At 63.8% G+C, this 18,556-nt stretch carries 19 protein-coding genes; 4 read left to right on the forward strand and 15 right to left on the reverse strand.

Features of this window, described 5'->3' with window-relative positions:
• Positions 1–43 precede the first annotated feature (43 nt).
• From BLT42_RS10530 to BLT42_RS10570, 9 genes are all read right to left on the reverse strand, one after another.
• Entirely contained in the window at positions 44–541 is a 498-nt protein-coding gene (locus tag BLT42_RS10530) for a hypothetical protein (RefSeq protein WP_091770543.1), read from the reverse strand.
• Positions 541–2,100, reverse strand: a complete 1,560-nt coding sequence (locus tag BLT42_RS10535) for a glycine betaine ABC transporter substrate-binding protein (protein WP_091770545.1) — start codon at positions 2,098–2,100, stop codon at positions 541–543. The genes BLT42_RS10530 and BLT42_RS10535 overlap by 1 nt, the downstream gene beginning before the upstream one ends.
• Entirely contained in the window at positions 2,097–2,876 is a 780-nt protein-coding gene (locus BLT42_RS10540; RefSeq protein ID WP_233342435.1) for an ATP-binding cassette domain-containing protein, read from the reverse strand. The genes BLT42_RS10535 and BLT42_RS10540 overlap by 4 nt, the downstream gene beginning before the upstream one ends.
• The gene (locus BLT42_RS10545; protein WP_091770547.1) at positions 2,873–3,097 is read right to left on the reverse strand and encodes a DUF3126 family protein; all 225 of its coding nucleotides are present in this window, start codon (positions 3,095–3,097) and stop codon (positions 2,873–2,875) included. Before BLT42_RS10545 ends, BLT42_RS10540 begins: the two co-directional genes overlap by 4 nt.
• 120 nt (positions 3,098–3,217) lie before the next feature.
• A complete protein-coding gene (cysE, locus tag BLT42_RS10550; RefSeq protein WP_091770549.1) occupies positions 3,218–4,039 on the reverse strand; it encodes a serine O-acetyltransferase in 822 nt (273 codons plus the stop codon).
• A gap of 15 nt (positions 4,040–4,054) precedes the next feature.
• Positions 4,055–4,645, reverse strand: coding sequence for an NUDIX domain-containing protein (locus tag BLT42_RS10555; RefSeq protein WP_091770551.1), 591 nt, complete (start codon positions 4,643–4,645; stop codon positions 4,055–4,057).
• Between the two features lie 25 nt (positions 4,646–4,670).
• Positions 4,671–7,814 (reverse strand): efflux RND transporter permease subunit, encoded by a 3,144-nt coding sequence (locus tag BLT42_RS10560; RefSeq protein WP_091770553.1) that lies wholly within the window; start codon positions 7,812–7,814, stop codon positions 4,671–4,673.
• The gene (locus BLT42_RS10565; RefSeq protein WP_091770555.1) at positions 7,811–8,938 is read right to left on the reverse strand and encodes an efflux RND transporter periplasmic adaptor subunit; all 1,128 of its coding nucleotides are present in this window, start codon (positions 8,936–8,938) and stop codon (positions 7,811–7,813) included. Before BLT42_RS10565 ends, BLT42_RS10560 begins: the two co-directional genes overlap by 4 nt.
• 98 nt (positions 8,939–9,036) lie before the next feature.
• The gene (locus BLT42_RS10570) at positions 9,037–9,678 is read right to left on the reverse strand and encodes a TetR/AcrR family transcriptional regulator (protein ID WP_091770557.1); all 642 of its coding nucleotides are present in this window, start codon (positions 9,676–9,678) and stop codon (positions 9,037–9,039) included.
• Positions 9,679–9,793: 115 nt separating this feature from the next.
• Here BLT42_RS10570 and BLT42_RS10575 point away from each other — a divergent pair, with 115 nt between their 5' ends.
• Together BLT42_RS10575 and BLT42_RS10580 are read left to right on the forward strand one after the other, a co-directional pair.
• Positions 9,794–10,420, forward strand: a complete 627-nt coding sequence (locus BLT42_RS10575; protein WP_091770559.1) for a nitroreductase family protein — start codon at positions 9,794–9,796, stop codon at positions 10,418–10,420.
• Positions 10,421–10,618: 198 nt separating this feature from the next.
• A complete protein-coding gene (locus BLT42_RS10580; RefSeq protein ID WP_091770561.1) occupies positions 10,619–11,806 on the forward strand; it encodes an OprO/OprP family phosphate-selective porin in 1,188 nt (395 codons plus the stop codon).
• 191 nt (positions 11,807–11,997) lie between these two features.
• Here the strand turns inward: BLT42_RS10580 and queF are convergent, their stop codons facing one another.
• Both queF and BLT42_RS10590 read right to left on the reverse strand, forming a co-directional pair.
• Positions 11,998–12,459 (reverse strand): preQ(1) synthase, encoded by a 462-nt coding sequence (queF, locus tag BLT42_RS10585; protein ID WP_091770563.1) that lies wholly within the window; start codon positions 12,457–12,459, stop codon positions 11,998–12,000.
• Between the two features lie 80 nt (positions 12,460–12,539).
• On the reverse strand, positions 12,540–13,016 hold the full coding sequence (locus BLT42_RS10590; RefSeq protein WP_091770565.1) for an Lrp/AsnC family transcriptional regulator: 477 nt from the start codon (positions 13,014–13,016) through the stop codon (positions 12,540–12,542).
• 248 nt (positions 13,017–13,264) lie between these two features.
• On the opposite strand from BLT42_RS10590, the gene ald reads away from it, so the two are divergent.
• Together ald and BLT42_RS10600 are read left to right on the forward strand one after the other, a co-directional pair.
• Positions 13,265–14,383, forward strand: coding sequence for an alanine dehydrogenase (gene ald, locus BLT42_RS10595; protein WP_091770567.1), 1,119 nt, complete (start codon positions 13,265–13,267; stop codon positions 14,381–14,383).
• A gap of 88 nt (positions 14,384–14,471) precedes the next feature.
• Positions 14,472–15,125 (forward strand): HAD hydrolase-like protein, encoded by a 654-nt coding sequence (locus tag BLT42_RS10600; protein WP_233342436.1) that lies wholly within the window; start codon positions 14,472–14,474, stop codon positions 15,123–15,125.
• A gap of 5 nt (positions 15,126–15,130) precedes the next feature.
• On the opposite strand, the gene BLT42_RS10605 is transcribed toward BLT42_RS10600, so the two are convergent.
• From BLT42_RS10605 to BLT42_RS10620, 4 genes are all read right to left on the reverse strand, one after another.
• On the reverse strand, positions 15,131–16,093 hold the full coding sequence (locus BLT42_RS10605; protein WP_091770571.1) for an NAD(P)H-dependent flavin oxidoreductase: 963 nt from the start codon (positions 16,091–16,093) through the stop codon (positions 15,131–15,133).
• Between the two features lie 179 nt (positions 16,094–16,272).
• Positions 16,273–17,925 carry a PepSY-associated TM helix domain-containing protein gene (locus BLT42_RS10610; RefSeq protein ID WP_091770573.1) on the reverse strand — a complete coding sequence of 551 codons (1,653 nt, stop codon included), beginning with the start codon at positions 17,923–17,925 and terminating at the stop codon, positions 16,273–16,275.
• Positions 17,925–18,245, reverse strand: coding sequence for a hypothetical protein (locus BLT42_RS10615; protein ID WP_091770575.1), 321 nt, complete (start codon positions 18,243–18,245; stop codon positions 17,925–17,927). Before BLT42_RS10615 ends, BLT42_RS10610 begins: the two co-directional genes overlap by 1 nt.
• Positions 18,242–18,523, reverse strand: coding sequence for a hypothetical protein (locus tag BLT42_RS10620; RefSeq protein ID WP_091770577.1), 282 nt, complete (start codon positions 18,521–18,523; stop codon positions 18,242–18,244). The genes BLT42_RS10615 and BLT42_RS10620 overlap by 4 nt, the downstream gene beginning before the upstream one ends.
• Positions 18,524–18,556 lie beyond the last annotated feature (33 nt).

The raw sequence follows: 18,556 nt of genomic DNA on the forward strand, positions 1-18,556 counted from the left end.
AGGCGGCGCGGCTCGAAAGGGGCGCGCCGTCTTGATTCGCGGTTCAGTGAATTGTCACCGGCATTTTCCGGTATTTCACCAGCATCCGCAAAGTGAGGCTGTTTTCCTCGCCCGGTTGCAGGCCCAGCCGCAGCATTTCCCGCGTCGCGCGCTCACGCACCCGGCGGGCGCGCAGATACTGGACCGCGATGAAGCCCGCGATCACCGTATAGGCCGCGTATTCCATGATGCCATACCAGTTGGGCATGAATATCCAGACCAGGAAGGCGGCAATCGCAGCGAAGATTATATCGACCGGCCAGCCCTCCGAGGCGGTGAAGAAGGCGAGCATCGGGAAGATGGAGCGATCAATATCGCCCTCCGGATCGATTTTCGCCAACAGGGTCTCGAATTCGGCCGACTGGGTCGTGTAGGACCGATTCAACTCGGTTTCCGGCGTGTATTCCGGCGCATGCGGCGGCAGGTCGTGATTCATCAGGACGCAGGCACGCATCAACCATTCATCGTCCTGCAAACGGCCATGGCCGACATATCCTGCCATTATTCGTCCCCACCAAGCCGTGTCGCGAGCCAGGCGGCAGCCTGGACCGGCGTCTGGTGTTCCAGATCAACCAGGCGATTGGCACCGCGCATGGCATCGGCGTCAATCGCCCCGACCAGTGGCGCCAGCGCCTCGGCGAGGCCCGGCAGGGCAGCGGCGCGCGGTGACAGCAGAATCACCGCGTCATAGGGCGGCAGGATATGGGCCGGATCCTCCAGCACGACGAGGTCATAGGCTGCAATGCGGCCATCGGTGGTGTAGGCGCTGATCAGATCGACCTGGCCATCGCGTACCGCGCCATACATGAAGGTCGAATCCATCGCCCGCGTGCGCATCGCGCCCAGCCCATAGGCGTCGCGCGTGCCGATCCATTCGGACCGGACAAACACTTCCGGATCGCCGCCGACCGATAATTCACTGGCATGAGCGGCCAGATCCGCCAGGCTGACGACGCCCAGAGCGGCCGCACGCTCGCGCGTCATGGCAAAACCATAGGCATTTTCAAAGCCGAGCGGCCCCAGGGTGAGGATGCCGTCGCGCGCATGCAGCCAGGCCGTCATCTCCGCGAGCATCACATGACGCTGCGCTGCCTGCGGCCGTTCCATCAGCGTCGCCCAGATCGTGCCGGTATAATCGATATAGACATCAATCTCGCCGGAGCGCAGCGCGTCATAGGCGATGGTCGAGCCGAGATTATCGCGGCGCTCGACGACAGCGCCGGCCTCTTCGAGTACATCCTGCATCAGGGCGGCGAGGATATATTGTTCGGTGAAAGCCTTGGCACCGATGCCGATCGTCTGGCCCGCCAGGCTGGCCGGCGCATTGCTCGCGCTTGAATTGGTCGCCGCCGGCGCCGAGGCCGGAACCAGTACCGGCAGGAGCGAAAGCCCGACCACCAGCGCCAGCGCTATTGCGACCCCGCCCGCCAGTCCGCGCCGGCGCGTCCGCGCCGCAATCTCGAGCAGACGGATCATCTGGTCGAACAGAATGGCGAGGCCGGCCGCGAAGACGCAGCCAAACAATACCGAAAGCCAGTTGCGGGTCTGCAGACCGGCAAAGATATAATTGCCCAGGCTGGATGCCCCGACCGGGGTCGCCAGCGTCGCCGCGCCGACCACCCAGACGACCGAGGTGCGCAGTCCGGCGACAATCACCGGCAGGGAAAGCGGCAGTTCGACCCGCCACAGGCGCTGGGATGGGGTCATGCCCAGGCCGCGCGCCGCTTCGCGCACACCGGGCTCGACGCCTTGCAGGCCGACAATCGTATTGCGCAGAATGGGCAGGATTGAATACAGCATCAGCGCCAGGAAGGCCGGCCAATAGCCGATCATCCCGCCCAGCAACGGCACCATCAGCGCCAGCAGCGCCAGGCCGGGAATCGTCTGGATCACACCGGCGATATTGAGCACCGAGCCGGCCAGGCGCGGCCGCGGCGCGGCGTAGATACCGAGCGGGACGCTGATCGCCATGCCGACGAAAATCGCCGCCAGCGACAGCAGGACATGGCCGGAAAGAAGATACGGCAGTTCAGCCCAGCGCTCGGCGAAATTCTCGCTCATGCCTCCAGCTCCGCAATCCGGCGCATCTGGCGGCGCGGGGTGTCCAGCAGGGCGGCGACATAATCATCGGCCGGCGATTTGAGCAGTTGTGCCGGGCTGCCGCACTGCACGATCAAGCCATCCCGCATCACCGCGACCTGATCCGCCATGATCAGCGCTTCGGCCATGTCATGGGTGACCATCAGGGCGGAAAAACCGAGCCGGGCCTGCAGCGCCATGAAATCCTGTTGCAACCCGTCACGCGTAATCGGGTCGAGCGCGCCAAACGGCTCGTCCATCAAGAGAAGGTCCGGCTTGCCGGCCAGGGCGCGGGCAAAGCCGACACGCTGGCGCTGACCACCCGACAGGGCATCGGGATATCGAGCGCCAAATTCGCCATGGTCGAGGCGCACCAGTTCGAGCATTTCGCGCACGCGGGCATCGATCGCGGCCGGCGCCCAGCCTAGCAGGCGCGGCACAATGGCGACATTGGCGGCGACGCTATAATGGGGAAACAGGCCATCGCCCTGCATCACCCAGCCGATTGTGCGGCGTAGCTCGACCGGATCGAGCGTGGTGATGTCGGCACCCTCATACAAAATCGAACCGCCCGAAGTTTCCTCCAGGCGGTTGATCAGTTTGAGCATTGTGGTCTTGCCGCAGCCCGATGTACCGGCCAGGGCCAGCAATTGGCCGCGCTGCAGGCTGAGATCGACGCCGGCAACCGCCTGAACACCGCCGGGATAGGTCTTGGTGACCGCCCGGGCTTCAAGCACGGTCGACGACGGCTCGATCAAAGCTCTTCCAGGTCAATGTCCAGAATGGTGATCTCGAAGGAATAGGAGGTTTCACCCTCATCGATGATCTTGGCGACGACACCGAGACATTCATCGCCGATGTGGATTTCAGCGCATTCATCCGGGCGATTGCGGCATTGAACCGCCATTTCCGGATTGAGTTTATTGCGCAGGAAGCGTTGCAGTTTCGCGGCTTCGCCGGCGGTCATATTCTTGTTCACGATGTCTCTCCGGTCGGGGGATTCGAATTGGCGACAAATAAGCCCATGCGAGGGGGGTGCGTCCAGTGCAGGGCCTGCGATCATCCGCGCTGATGGCGAATGCGGCGCAGACCCGGCGGTCTATTTCCCGTCGGGGAAGGTCTGGTCCATGCTGCGCGCCGGTTGCGGACAGCAATCGCCCACCACCTTGGCCGGCACGCCGGCCACCGTGCAGCCGGCCGGAACCGATTTGAGCACCACCGAGCCGGCCGCGATGCGGGCCTGGTCGCCCACTTCGATATTGCCGAGCACCTTGGCGCCGGCCCCGATCATCACGCCGCGTCCGATCTTGGGGTGACGGTCTTCATGCGCCGCGCCGGTACCGCCCAGCGTCACCTCATGCAGCAACGAACAATCATCACCGACCACAGCCGTTTCGCCGATCACGACAGCGGTCGCGTGGTCAATCATCACGCCCTGCCCGATCCGGGCCGCCGGATGGATATCGACGCCGAAGCGCTCCGACACCCGGCTTTGCAGATGGAAGGCAAGATTTTGCCGCCCCTCACCCCACAGCCAGTGGGCAACGCGGTGCAATTGAAGCGCCTGATAGCCTTTGTAATAGAGGAAGGGCTGCAGCACGCTCTTGCAGGCCGGGTCCCGTTCTTCAACCGCGACCATGTCGGCGATCGCCTGGGTGACAATGCCCGGATCACCCTTCAGGGCGGCCTCGGCGACATCGCGCGCCAGCATGGCATCGAGCTGGGCATCGGCCAGCTTGCTTGCGAGGCAATAGGCCAGCGCGTGGGAAAACTCGTCGTGACGCAGCACGGCAGCATTGAGAAAACTGGCGAGGATCGGCTCTTCCGCAGCCGCTGCGGCGGCTTCGACGCGCAGACGCGCCCAGACGGCCTGGGTTCCGGTGCGCGCGGCAATCGGCGCTTTGGCCTGGCTCTGTGACATCACATTCTCCTGCCTTCAACGATTCAGCATGACACCGGAAAGCTCTGACGCCAACAGGCCCTGTTGCGCCATATAGTGAGCCCGCATCAGCATCGCCACCGTCAGGGCATCGCGAATCTGCCCCGACATCGCCTCTTCGAGCGCGTCGAGGAAATGAACGCGGCGGGTCTGCAGCACTTCAGTCCCCTCCGGTTCCGGCGCACCGTCATGCAGGCCGGTGGCGAGATAACCGATGGCGCGCTCATCGGTGATCGAATTGGACAGGTCCAGCTGCAGGATCTCGCTCCAGTGATCGGCTGTCAGTCCGGTCTCTTCCTTCAGCTCACGCCTGGCATCGGCGAGCGGGTCGCCGTCGAGCTGACCGCCGCCTGCGGGGATTTCCCAGCTATAGCGATCCAGCGCGAAGCGATGCTGGCCGACCAGTGTGACCGAGCCGTCGGCATGGATCGGCAGCACGACCAGCGCCAGATTGCGCGGCGACATCACCGCATAGACGCCCGGCTTGCCGTCGGGCTGGGTGATGTCGAATTCGTGCACCCGCATCCAGGGGCTTTCAAACGCGATGCGCTCGGAATGAATGGTCCAGGGACCGCGTGTTCGAGACATGTCCTGCTCCCGTGTCTGGAGCGCTCTAAGCCTGTTTCGCACGCGTCATCAAGTCACCGCGCCGCTGTTTGTAATTGCGGACCTTCTCGGCAATGCGCCGCTTGCGATCCTCCAGCCGCGCCAGAAGCGCGAAGGCAGAGGGGGCAAAGACCAGCGCCAGAATGGCCGAACCGGCGACGCCGCCGACCATCGCCGCAGCGAAAGGCAGCCAGAAGGCATCGCCCGACAGGAGAAGCGGCACAAAACCGCCGATCGTCGTCAGGGTCGTCGACAGGATGTGACGCGTCGCATCCATCACGGTCGCCTGCACAGCGCCAGGCTGCATCGCGACAGCGGCCGGATTGGTGCGCAGCGCCGACAGGACAACGATTGCGCCATTGATCGACAACCCCATCAGCCCCATCGAGCCGACAATCGCGTTGAAACCGAGCGGCGTGCCAAACAGCCAGACGCCAAACATGGCCAGCCCGACCGAAAGCACCGCGACGACCAGGATGATCCCGGCATAGCGGAAACTGTTGAAGGCGAGCACGACCGAGCCGATCATCAGCACCATCAGCGGGATGGCGGTACCGAATAGGCCCGCCATCGCATCGCCGCGCTCGGCGGCTTCGCCGGCGATCTGCAATTCATAGCCCGGCGGCAGTGCGATATCGGCCGCCTCCAGCGCCGTGAAGAAATGCTCCAGCGCCGGTGCCGGCAGGGTATAGGGCTCCAGATAGCCATAGATCGAATTGACCCGGCGGCCATCCTCATGCGGGATGATGGACACTTGCGGTGCCAGGGTCACGTCGCCCAGTGATGCGAGCGGCGCGGCAAAGACATTGCCACCGCTCGAGCGAAGTGGCGCGCCGGCGACAGAGGCGAGGTTGGATCGCCGATTATCCCGTGTGATGACGCGAACGGGGAGTTCCTCGACACCTTCCAGGACGCTGCCGCCGACGACACCATCCAGATCGCCGCGCAAGCGGTCGGCGAGTTCGGAAAGGCGCATGCCGGAGAGTTCAGCCGAAGCTTCATCGGCCATGATGCGGGCGACGGGTTCGCCCATTTCAAGCAAGGCCAGGGTATGGGTAATAGTGGGCGTTCTGGCCAGAACGCTGCGGATCTCATTGCCGAGCCGGTTGAGCTCGGTCAGTTCCGGTCCGACCAGGACCAGTTCGATCGGTGCCGGGATCGGCGGGCCCTGCTCAAACGGCAGGCTGAGAAAACGCGCCTGCGGGAAGGCATTGAGCATTTCCAGCTGCAGGGCCGGCAGGATACGCCGCGTCACGGCGTTCGACCGGGTGTGCACGAAGCCGGAGGCGTAATTGGACACGCCGGACTTGTTGCTGATCGCATTGTAATAGGTGCGCGGCGCGCTTTGCCCCAATACCCAGGTCACACGCTCGACGCCGTCATAGCGTTCGATGATCTCGCGCGCCCGTTCGGTCTGGCGCCGCGTCTCCTCGATCGATGCGGAGGACGGCAATTCCAGCTCGATCTGGAACATGTCGCGATCGGTCTGCGGGAAGAATTGCACCGGCAGGGTCGAGGCCGCCGCAAAGCCGGCGATGGGCAGAAGTATGCTGCCGAAAATCCCGATCCAGGGCCGCGCCGTAATCGTGTCGAGCAGACGGCGATAGAGCGGTGCGAAGGGGCCGGCACCGAGGCCATGGCGCCAGAAACGCCTGGGTTCTTCACTCGCCCCGGCATCATCAAACCAGGCCGCGAAGGCGCCAACCACCGTCATCGCCAGGATGAAGGAGGAGACGACGGCGAAAATCACCGAAATCCCGATCATCGAGATGAATTCACCGGCCGCGCCGGGCATCAGGGCAATCGGCGCGAAGGCGAAGACCGTCGTCATGGTCGAGGCCAGGAGCGGCGCGAAGAGATGTTTCAGCGAGGCATCGAGGGCATCGATCGGCGAGCGGCCACGCGCCCGGAACAGGCGGTATTCATCGACCACAACAATGGCATTATCGATCAGCAGCCCCAGCGCCACGACCAGTCCCGTCACCGACATCTGATGCAGGGGCTCGTCATAGATGCGCGTCAGCAGCAGCACGGCCAGCACGGTCAGTGGCAGGGCCGTGCCGACAATCAGCGCCGAGCGCCAGCCCATCATGACGAACAGGACCGCGAACACGATCAGGCCGGAATAGCCAAGATTCTGGGCCAGCCCGTTGAGCCGGGTCTCGACATAATCGCCCTGGCGGAAAATCGTCTCGACCTCGACACCCGGTACTGAACCGGCAAAATCGGCGACCACCGCGTCGGCATCCCGCGACCAGAGGTCGGCGCGCAATTCGGGCTGTAGATAGGCTGCGACCAGCACCGTCCGGTGCCCGTCCATCATCGCCATGGCCGAGGCCGGTGTGCGCGATCCCTTTTCCACCTCGGCAACATCGCCAACGCGAATGAATTCGCCATTCGGGCCCTGCCCCAGCGCAATGGCGCGGATGCGGTCAATACTGTCGAACTCGCCATCGATCTCGATATTGAGATCAACCGTGCCCGAGCGCAGCTCGCCGGCCGGAGCACGGGCGTCGGCGCTGGCCGTCAGCCGGGCGACATCGGCAACCGTCAGGCCCAGCGCTGCCAGCGTGTCGGGGTCGGCAATAATGCGGAATTCTTCCTCGACCTCGCCGAAGATCGCGGTCTCTTCCGTGCCCGAAAGATTGCGCAAACGGCTTTCGAGATCGGTCGCCAATCGGGAGAGAATAGGGAGGTTTTCCTCACCCTGCTCGCCCCAGGACAGCGCGACAATCATGGTCGCAGCACCGAGATACTGACGGCGCACATCGGGCGCTCCGGCCCCGGCCGGCAGCGTCGGGCGCACACTCTCGACCTGTTCGCGGATCTGCGTCCAGGCCTGGTCGACCTGGGTAGCGGTGAGATCCTCGCGGATCTGCAAATGGATGATCGATATCCCGGACCGCGAGGAGGAGGAGGTCGAATCGACTTCGGCCAGTTCGTGGATCGCGTCCTCGAGCGGTGTGGTGATCAGGGCTTCGACGCGTTCGGCTGAAGCGCCCGGAGCGGCCGTCACCACCAGGCCATAGCGCTCGACGAGTGAGGGGTCTTCCTGGCGCCCGAGCGACATGAAGGCACCCATACCCGCCGCCACCAGCAGAATGACGGCCAGAATGGTCAGGCGGGAATAACGAAAGAAGATCGTGCTCATTGCGCGCGCGCCTCGAGCACGGCCGGTGTCACGCGCAGGCCGGGCGTGATACGCTGGATACCGGAGGCGAGAACCAGCTCGCCATCGGTCACGGCGCCGCGCACAAAGACGCGGTCGGCCTCGATGCGCACGGTCTCGACGACCCGCGCCTCCAGCCGGTAATCGCCTTCATCGGGATTGAGGACATAGACCGTCCACAGACCGCGGCGCCCTTCAGCGAGCGCCGATGTCGGCACCCAGAAACCATCAGCTGTGATCGGGGTCGCCATGGCGAGACGGACAACCTGACCAACAGCGACAGCGCCGGGATCAATGTCGAACAGGACGGTGACGGTGCGGCTATGCTGGTCGACCACGCCGGTCGAGGCGCGGAAACGGGCATTGATCGCGCCGCTATCGGCCAGAAAGCGGTAATTGCGGTCCGCGCTCAGGCTGGCGGCCAGCGCCGGCGGCAGGCCGACCCGGATTTCCAGCGAACCGCTCTCGATCAGTTCAAGCAGGGGCTGGCCAGGCGCGGCGATCGTGCCTTCATCGGCGAGGCGGGCCGTGACCACCCCGTCGAAGGGGGCCGTCATCCGGGCGAGATCGAGCTGGACGCGGATCGCGTCGGCGGCAGCGGCGGCGGCATTCTGGCGTGCCCGGGCAGCGCGGGTGGATGTCCGCACCTCATCAAGGCGCTGCTGCGAGACATGGCCGCGCTCGAGCAATTGCGCCTGGCGCGCCTCGGTCTCGGCGGCCAGCGCTGTCTGGGCCACGGCCTCGGCTGTCTGGGCATCGGCGGCAGCGATCTGGGCCGTCACGGCACGCGTATCGAGCACGGCCAGAACATCACCGGCGCGAACCTGGTCGCCGACATCAACCCCGATCGCATCGATACGGCCGCCGCGTTCAAAGCCGAGCGAACTCTGCCGCCGCGCCGCGACAAGCCCGGGAAAGAATTCCTCGATACTGGCATCGCTGGCATATTCAGCCTCGATGACCGCGACCGGCAGAGGTGGTGGCGCACTGATCTGCAGCGTCGCTTCCGCGCGCAGTGCCGAGACCCCGAATACCAGTATGGCAACGCCGATCGCGGCCAATGCCACGCTCGTTCTCGCACCCAGCCGCCGACTTGTTCCGGACATGTGTCCACCCTTGCTGTAAAGTTACAGCTCCATATAGGGCGTCAAATTCCGTTTGAAAAGTAAACAGTGTTCACTAATTTATGCATGGCTGGTATGCGCTAGGCCCGGAGCCCGCGCAGCATCATGTCGGTGTGGAAGTCGATCACCGCATCGGCGGTGACATGTTCCGAGCCCGGCATGCCGGCCGGGAAGCCTTCCATCGAGACCATCAGCGTCGTCAGCCCATGCAGGCTGGCCCAGACACTCTTGGACGCCAGCTTGGGATCGACCGTGCGAAACACGCCCTCTGCCATGCCAGCCTCGATCATGCCGACCAGGGCATGTTCGGCCTGGAAGGCGACATCCTGTTCATCATGGACGTGGGGGGCAATCTTCTTGCCGGTCGAGAAGGCCATCATATAGTGATTGGGCTCTTCAATGCCGGTTTCGATATAGGCACGCATGCAGCGGGCACACAGGCTGGGCGTCTCGCCACCGACTTCCTGGGCGCCGCGAATGCGTTCCATCAGGCGTTCGAAGAAGGTGTCGCGAATGGCTTCGAACAAATCATCCTTGGAGGCAAAATACTTGTAGATCGCCGCCGGGCTGTAATCGATCGAATCCGCCAGACGGCGCATGGAAATGCCTTCTTCGCCCTCGGCGGTAAAAATGACTTCGGCCGCGTCGATGATCGCATCGCGCACCTTGCGGCGGCGGCGATCGGCGGGCGTGTCATCATCGATAGCGATTTCCACAGTCATTGGTACATTTCCCTCCCGCAGCGACGGGGTGACATCACACTGTTACCCGATAGATATAACGATCCCCGAGCCCAAACGTCAAAGCGACAATCTCTCACCCCCCATGAGGCGCCCGATGAACGACAAGATTTCTCACGATTTTCCGGCGCCCGGCGAGCCGCTCGCCCCATCACACGCCAGTGCCGACACGCTGACCCTGCTGACCCGCCGCCGCTCGACCCCGGCCATCGGCCTGGCCGAACCCGGACCGGATGCGAACCAGGTCGAGCATTTGCTGGGGATCGCCTCGCGCGTTCCGGACCATGGCAAGCTCGCCCCCTGGCGCTTTATCCTGTTCGAAGGCGAGGCCCGCTCCAGTTTCGGCATGATTCTCGGCAAGGTCTGGGCGGTGAAGAATCCGGACGCGACCCCGGACCAGATCCGCTGCGAGCAGCAACGCTTCGAACGTGCGCCGTTGGTGATTGCCGTGATCTCGACCGTGACCGAACACCACAAAATTCCGCTCTGGGAGCAGGAGCTATCGGCCGGCGCCGCGTGCCAGAACCTTTTGATTGCCGCTTCGGCGATGGGCTTCGGGGCGCAATGGCTGACCGAATGGTATGCCTATGACTGCGACATCAAGGATGCCCTCGGCCTGCGCTCCGGCGAGCGCATCGCCGGCTATATCTATATCGGCACAGCAAGCGAAGACGTCATGGAACGGCCCCGGCCGCGCGCCCATGTCGGACGCTGGAAGGCCTGACGTCAAACAAGGTTAAGGGACAACTAAGGACGTCAAGATTTCATAATACTGTCCAACTCGCATTCTTCCCGCCAGAACCGGTTCTGAAGTCTCGGGAAATGCGCCTGGGCATCGGGCCTGCCGCACGTGTGGCAGCCCCGCCCTGCTTTCCCGGATCGGTCAACGCCTGACAGGGGCGAAACGGGGAAGACGAGTGACATGAAATCCTTGAAGCTTGCAGCTGCAATCCTGGGCCTTTTTGCGACGACGGCACCGGCCGCCCTGTCGCAGGGCTGGGAATTCTCCATGAATCCCGGACCGCGTTGGGACAGCCCGACGACGAGCGATTACTTCAAGTTCCGCGGCCGCGCCTATTTCGACATCGCCGATGTCGACTGGTCGAGTCCGCTCAGCGCGGCACCCGGTGATGATGAAGAATGGCGCACACTCTGGTTTGGCATTGAAGGCCAGATCGGCAATCTCAAGCTTGTGGCTGAATATGACTGGCTGCCCGACGATCCGGCGCCGACCGATGTCCACCTGACCTACCGCCTGCCCGAGGGCAGTGTCCGGGTCGGTAATTTCAAGACCATGAACTCGATGGAGGAACAGACCTCCTCGCTCAATATGAGCTTCATGGAGCGCGGCCTGCTGACCGATATTTTCGGCATCGACCGCCGTCTTGGCGCCGCCTATTTCTGGTCCAGTGATAACTTCACGGCCTCGGCCGGTATCTATGGCGGCAAGATGGAAGACAATTTCCAGCTCGCCGAAGCCGATGATTCCAGCGCCTTCGCGGGTCGTCTCACCTGGCATACCGAGACTGACGCCGGCACCACTCTTCATCTGGGCGCTTCGTTCCGGAGCCTCGATTATGATGGCGGCACGCGTCTGCGGGACCGGCCACAGGCTCACCTCGCCAATAATTTCGCCACCGCCGACTATCGCACCGGCCAGCCCCTTGGCGAAGCCGACAGCTCCGATCTGATCGCGCTTGAAGCCGCCATCATCCGCGGCCCGTTCTGGGCCCATGGCGAATTTGCCCGCATGACCCTGGATGGTCCGGCTGGCGACCCGGCCTTCGATAGCGGCTTCGCGTCGCTGGGCTATATCCTGACCGGCGAAACGCGCGGCTATCGCGGCTCGTCCGGCGTGTTTGGCGGCATCTCGCCGAACTCGGCGCTGTCCGCAGGCGGACATGGCGCCTGGGAAATCGCGGCACGGGCCGATTACGCCGATATGGGCGATGCCGGCCTGGGCACGATCGAAACCCTCACCCTGGGCATCAACTGGTATGTCGAACGCTATGCCCGCGTGATGTTCAACTATGTCTCCGGCGAACACGACGCGCCGACTTATACCGAGACCAGCGACGTGGCCCAGCTGCGGCTGCAAGTCGGCTTCTAGAGACCCCACACCCCGCCCGATCAGCACCCCCCTGCTGATTCGGCACTGGCGCTGTTCCTCCCTCCCCCCCCTCGAGGAACAGCGCCTATTTTTTTGTCTGTCACCCCGGCAGCCGGACGGCGTCGCCTGACGCAACGCGGTCTGATCGCGGCTTCAAGATATCCGGGAAGATCGGCGTCCGTGGAACGGGCTCAGCCGCGACCGCGATAGCTGGCGACGCCCTGCTCGGGGATCCAGACGCCAGCCGGCGCCTCGCCCGTTGCGAAGAAAACGTCGATCGGTATGCCGCCGCGCGGATACCAGTAACCGCCAATGCGCAGCCAGACCGGGTCGAGTTCCTTGACCAGGCGCTGGGCGATCTGCGTCGTGCAGGCCTCGTGAAACGCCCCGTGATTGCGGAATGAGCCGAGAAAGAGCTTGAGCGATTTGGATTCGACGATCCAGTCACGCGGCACGTAATCAATCACCAGATGGGCAAAGTCAGGCGCGCCGGTCACCGGGCAGAGCGAAGTGAATTCCGGCACGGCGAAGCGGATCATATAGGGCGCATCGCACGGATTGGCGACGCGCTCGAGCGCAGCGGTGTCGGGATGATCGGGCAGCGGCGTGGTGGCGCCGAGCTGGCCGAGGTCTTGATAGCGGTTATCGGTCATGGCGCGCAATTAGCCCCGGCGCGGCCGCGATGCAATCGCCAAACGCCCTCGCCGGCCCGCTTTTCCTCGCCACAGGACCGCTAGACCCGCAATTCCTCGGGCACCGGCATGGTCGTGCGCGAGAACACGCGGCGGATGGTGAAAGAGGAGACCAGCCGCGCCACGCCGGGCAGGCCCGACAGGATCTCGCGATGCACGTGCTCATAATCATTGGCGTCGCGCACCAGAACCCGGATGAGATAATCGGCATCGCCGCTCATCAGATAGCATTCCATCACTTCAGGCACCGCTTCGACAGCGGTCTCGAAGGCGACCAGCGTCTCGCGTTTCTGATTGTCGAGTGTGACCTGGACATAGACGGTGATGCCGCGGCCGAGCGCCTTCTCCGACAGGATGGCGACATAGCGATCAATCACGCCGCTCGTTTCCAGCGTCTTGACCCGCCGGTGGCAGGCCGAAGCCGACAGGCCGGCACGTTCGGCCAGCTCGGAATTGGTCAGCCGGCCATGCTCCTGCAATTCGGTCAGGATCGCGACATCAACATCATCAAGACGCACGGAACACTCTCCTTGCAGGCAGGCCTTGCAGACCGGGTCTGCCCTGGCCTGGACGGCGATAATTCGGGCGAGCGCAAAATATTCTGGATTTACGCCCAATCAAACGATATATGACGCGCTTTATGGCGTGACGCGCACGATAACTCAAGCGAAATGCCGTAAATCTTGAAGATTCTTCTATTTCTGGATCGCAGGCACGCCTTGAACGCCGGATTCTCCACATCGAGCACTCAGAAGCGGAAAACATCATGCGTATCGGGGTCCCCACAGAAATCAAAGTTCGCGAATATCGCGTCGGCCTGACACCGGCCAGCGTTGGTGAGCTCGTGCTCGCCGGCCATGAAGTCGTCATTGAAAGCGGCGCCGGCGAAGGCATTGGCTGCAGCGATGAGGATTACGTCTCGGCCGGTGCCGGCATCGTACAGACAGCGCAGGATGTGTTCGATTTCGCCGAGATGATCGTCAAGGTGAAGGAACCCCAGCCGTCGGAAACGGCGATGCTGAAGCCGCATCACACGCTCTTCACCTATCTCCATCTGGCACCCGATCCGGTCCAGGCCGAGGGGCTGCGCCAGTCCGGCTGTACCGCCATCGCCTACGAGACCGTCACCGATAATGAGGGCCGCCTGCCCCTGCTCACGCCGATGAGCCAGGTCGCCGGGCGGATGTCGGTCTCGGTCGCCGCCCATTGCCTGCAAAAATCACAGGGCGGGCGTGGCCTGATGCTCGGCGGCGTGCCGGGCGTGCTGCCCGCCAAGGTCGTCATCATCGGCGGCGGCGTCGCCGGCAGCCATGCTGCGGAAATGGCGATCGGTGCCCGCGCCGACGTCACCGTGTTTGACCGCTCGGCCAAACGCCTGTCCGAACTCGATGCGCAATTCGCCGGCGCGGTAAAGACCGCCTATTCCACCCAGGTTGCGCTCGACCAGGCGGTCCTGCAGGCCGACGTGGTGATTGGTGCCGTCTTGATCCCCGGCGCCGCCGCGCCGAAACTGGTCACCCGCGACATGCTCAAGGAGATGAAGGACGGCGCCGTGCTCGTCGACATCGCCATCGACCAGGGCGGCTGTTTCGAGACCTCGAAAGCCACCACCCACAACGACCCGACCTATATCATTGACGGCGTGGTGCATTATTGCGTCGCCAACATGCCGGGTGCCTATTCGCGCACTTCGGCCTTCGCGCTCAACAACGCCACCCTGCCCTTCGCCCTGGCGATCGCCAACAAGGGCACGCGCGCCGCGCTCAATGCCGACCCGCACCTGGCGCGCGGCCTCAATGTCGCCGATGGCCAGATCTGCTGCGAACCGGTCGCCCGCGATCTCGGCATGCACTACATCAAGCCCGACTGGCTGACATCCATTTAAGGGTGCAAGCGCCAGAAGAATCTGCAAGCCTTAAGGGGTCAGCGCCAGCTGGCCCCTTTTTGCTGCCCGCCGGAGTTTGGATTTGACCTTGCGTTACGACCTTGTCGTCTTCGATTTCGACGGCACGCTGGCCGACAGCCTGACCTGGTTTCGCACCGCGCTGTCCGACGTCGTCGAAAAGCATGGTCTCAGCCCGATCTGCGAGGAACGCGCCGAAGCCCTGCGCGGCATGACGCCCAAAGCCATCATGGACGAGCTGCAAATCCCGGCCTGGAAACTCCCTTTCATCGCCGCCGATGTGCGCGACCGTGCCGCAAGGAATGTCGACCAGATCACCCTGTTCGACGGGATTGCCGACCTGCTGCGCGAACTGTCCGCCGCCAAGGTCTCGATCGCCGTCGTCAGTTCCAATGGCGAGGACGCGATCCGCCAGGTCATGGGGCCCGACCTGGTCGCCCTGGTCAGCCATTTCGCCTGCGGCGCGGCACTGTTTGGCAAGGCGGCCGTGTTCCGCAAAGTTATCCGCAAGGCTGGAAGCACGCCGGAACGCACCCTGTGTATCGGCGATGAAGTGCGCGATATCGACGCCGCCCGAGAGGCCGGTTGCGGCTGCGGTGCGGTCACCTGGGGTTTCGCGACGCCGGAGATCCTTGCGGCCAGCGAGCCGGACCATCTCTATAAAACGCCCGGCGACATCGCGCGCTGCATTGCCCCGACAGTTGCGGCAACACAGCGCGCCTGATCGCTCTAGCCGCAGATTTTCGCCTTCGCAGCGGCATATTCCGCCGCCAGCTGATCGATATATTCACCCGCCGTCTGCACCGACTTGATCGAGCCGATGCCCTGGCCGGATCCCCAGATATCCTTCCAGGCCTTGGCATCGGAACCACCGCCGGACCCGAAATTCATGGCCGAAGGGTCGCTCTCGGGCAGATTGTCCGGGTCGAGCCCGGCTGCGGCGATCGACGCCTTGAGATAATTGCCGTGAACGCCGGTGAAGAGGTTGGTGTAGACGATATCCTCGGCGCTGCCCTCGACAATGCCCTGCTTGTAGGCCTGGTCGCAGCGGGCCTCGGCGGTCGCGATGAAGGCCGAGCCGATATAGGCGTAATCGGCCCCCATCGCCTGGGCTGCGAGCACGCCGCCGCCGGTCGAGATGGCGCCGGAACACAGGATCGGCCCGTCAAACCAGGCGCGGGTCTCGGCCACGAAGGCGAAGGGCGAGAGCGCGCCGGCATGGCCGCCAGCCCCGGCTGACACGCAGATCAGGCCGGTTGCGCCCTTCTCGATCGCCTTGTGGGCAAAGCGCTGATTGATCACATCATGCAGGGTGATGCCGCCCCAGGACTGAACCGCCTGGTTCAGCTCGGCCTGGGCGCCCAGCGAGGTGATGACGATCGGCGCCTTGTATTTCTCGCACAGCGCCAGATCTTCCTGCAGGCGCCCATTGGAGCGATGCACGATCTGATTGACGGCAAAGGGTGCGGCCGGCTTGTCCGGATTGGCGCGATTATAGCTGTCCAGCTCGGAGGTGATCTGGTCGAGCCATTCATCGAGCTGACTGATCGGGCGCGCATTGAGCGAGGGAAAGGATCCGACAATCCCGGCCTTGCACTGGGCAATCACGAGATCAGGGTTGGAGATGATGAAAAGCGGTGCGCCAATCACGGGCAGACGCATCTTGCCCTTCAGGATGTCCGGTTCAGCCATGATGTATTTCCCTGTTTTTAAAGGCTCTGACACCCTTAACTTCATCGACCTTCACGGTCGCCGGTTCTGTCGCCAGCCACTCGTGAACAATGTTCACAAGGTTAGTTTGGGGTTTGCGGTATGTCGAGGCCGTGATGGAGCGGCCGGATGCTTCGCGCCAGGTCCCGCCGCAGCCCAGGTCAATCCGGAGCCGGCGCCTCACCGCCGGCAGCCGGTGGACACGCCGCCGCCCGCTCGGCCTCGTGGACATGAGCCGACCAGACACTGTCGCGCGGCCCCTTGAGCGCGCGTTGACGGGTCAGCCGGGCGAAGGCGGCAAACAGACCTGCACCAATCGCTGCCACGCCGTCGAGCAGCAGGACCGGACCGGACCAGGTCCACAGCCCGCCATTGAATGGCAGCAGGGCGATCAGGCTGGTGACCGGGATGAGCAGCGTGGTGAAGGCGCAAAGCCAGAGCAGATCGGCACCGCCCTGCCCGGCCCCGCGCCGGAAGGCCCAGCCGATCGAGGCGAGAAAAACCAGATAATAGATCCAGCTATGAGCCATGGCGAGATTTTCGACATGACCGGCCATCCATTTCGCCGCGACCAGAGTGGTCGAAATGCCGGCAATCGAACCGAGCGCCACACCGACCGTCAGGGCGCCAAGGATATGGGCGGAACGCGATTGGGCCCTTACACCATGACGCTTGGTGAGACGTTTCCGGCGGGTCTCGATCCACAGGAGATTGCCGGAATAAAAGAGGAAGGCGCCGGCCAGACCAAACAGAAAATAGCCCCAACGCACCGGCTCACCGCCATAATTGCCGAAATGCAGCGCGAAGAAGCTGGTGACCAGTGCCGCCCAGCCCGACTGGTGGCCCGGCAGATAGGCGGCATCAGTGATCTCGCCCGTATAGACATCGAAACCGACCAGGCCATAGGTCGGGCCGCGCATGCCCCAGCGCGGATCATAGCCCATCATCCGCCCGCCCAGACGGCCATCCGGGCCGGCGCGGTATTCAAGTGTCGTGACGGTGAAGCCGGGCGCTTGCGTGGCTGCGCGTGTCACAATCTCGGCCGGCGGCAGCGGCTGCGCCTGCGGGTCAAAGGGCTCGGGCGCGTTACCGTCCTGGCTCCACTGCGCCTCAAGCTCACCCTGATAGACCACCACATTCTGGGCATCGTAGAACTGGTCGTGAAACGCAAAAACCACCGCGCTCAACGCCATCACGATGTGAAAAGGCAGGCTGAAAATGCCCAGCGCATTGTGCACGTCCAGCCACATGCGCTTGAGATTCTTGCCCAGGCGCAGGGCGAACATGTCCTTGACCAAGCTGGGAATAATGATGATCAGACCGGATACCAGGGCGATGGCGTAGAGCAGCGACACTGCGCCCATGATCGGCATCGAAATCTCGTGATCGAAGGGCAGGCCGACCTGCTGGTGCAGCACATCGATGAATTCGCCCACCGGCGAGGCATTCAGCCGGGCGGTCTCAAGCGCGCCAGCCGCGTCCAGGGCCGTGCCATAGACGGCATCGGGTCCGTGCTCACGATCACCGCCGACATCCCAGCTCAGCCGCGCCGGGTTTTCCGGTCCGGTCTCGACATGGATGCGGTAACTCCGCGCACTTTCCGGGTGGGCCGCCCGGGTCGCGGCGATCAGCGCGGGAACAGACTCCAGCGGCACCGGTTCTGCGAGGTCGGCAGGCGCCGAGGCCCAGCGCTGAATCGGCTGTTCGAACATGGTCAGCGCGCCGGCATAGAAGGCGATGAACAGGGCCAGGCCGCTGACAATCCCCACCCAGGCGTGGATATCCTTGTACATGCGAACGATATCGGTGCGCATTACAGCCCCCCTGAAGTGATCATCCAGCGTCCGCCATAAAGCAGCGCAAACGCCAACAGCGTCGCTGTCCCGAGCCATATCCAGGCGGCGCGGCCCGATCGGAACAGGAAGCACAGGCTCAGCACACCGCACCAGATGGGCGAGATGAGCCACATATTCACCTGGGTCTTGCCGGCACCGTCGAACAGCCCGCCCGGGCCAAACCAGGCGAACAGACCGCTGACCGCCAGGGCCAGGGCGAAACCGAGGACAAGCCCGGCACTGGCTTTCGGCAACCAGTTGCGGCTGGTCAGCGCTGCGGCGGCGCGCGCCCGGCTCATCGCGACCGCTCCTGCAGTGGCAGGACGAGTTTGAGAAAGGGCAAGGCGGAAAGCGTCATCATCAGGGTCAGAACCACGCAATAAATCGAGACCGCCAGGCTGACGACGCATGCCAACGCAGCGATGGCCAGCGCCGTGCCCGCCAGTCCGGCAGCGATGGCGATCCGGCCGGGCAGCGGGCGCCGCAGCAGGCGCTGATTTCGCCCGCCCAGATAAAAGGCGAAGGAGGCCAGGACCGCCAGGACAGCCCCCGCCCCACACAGCAGAGGGGCCATCATGATGCCCCGCCCGCCACGGCTCTGTGACCGTCC

Source organism: Maricaulis salignorans, assembly GCF_900103475.1.
Classification (GTDB): domain Bacteria; phylum Pseudomonadota; class Alphaproteobacteria; order Caulobacterales; family Maricaulaceae; genus Maricaulis; species Maricaulis salignorans.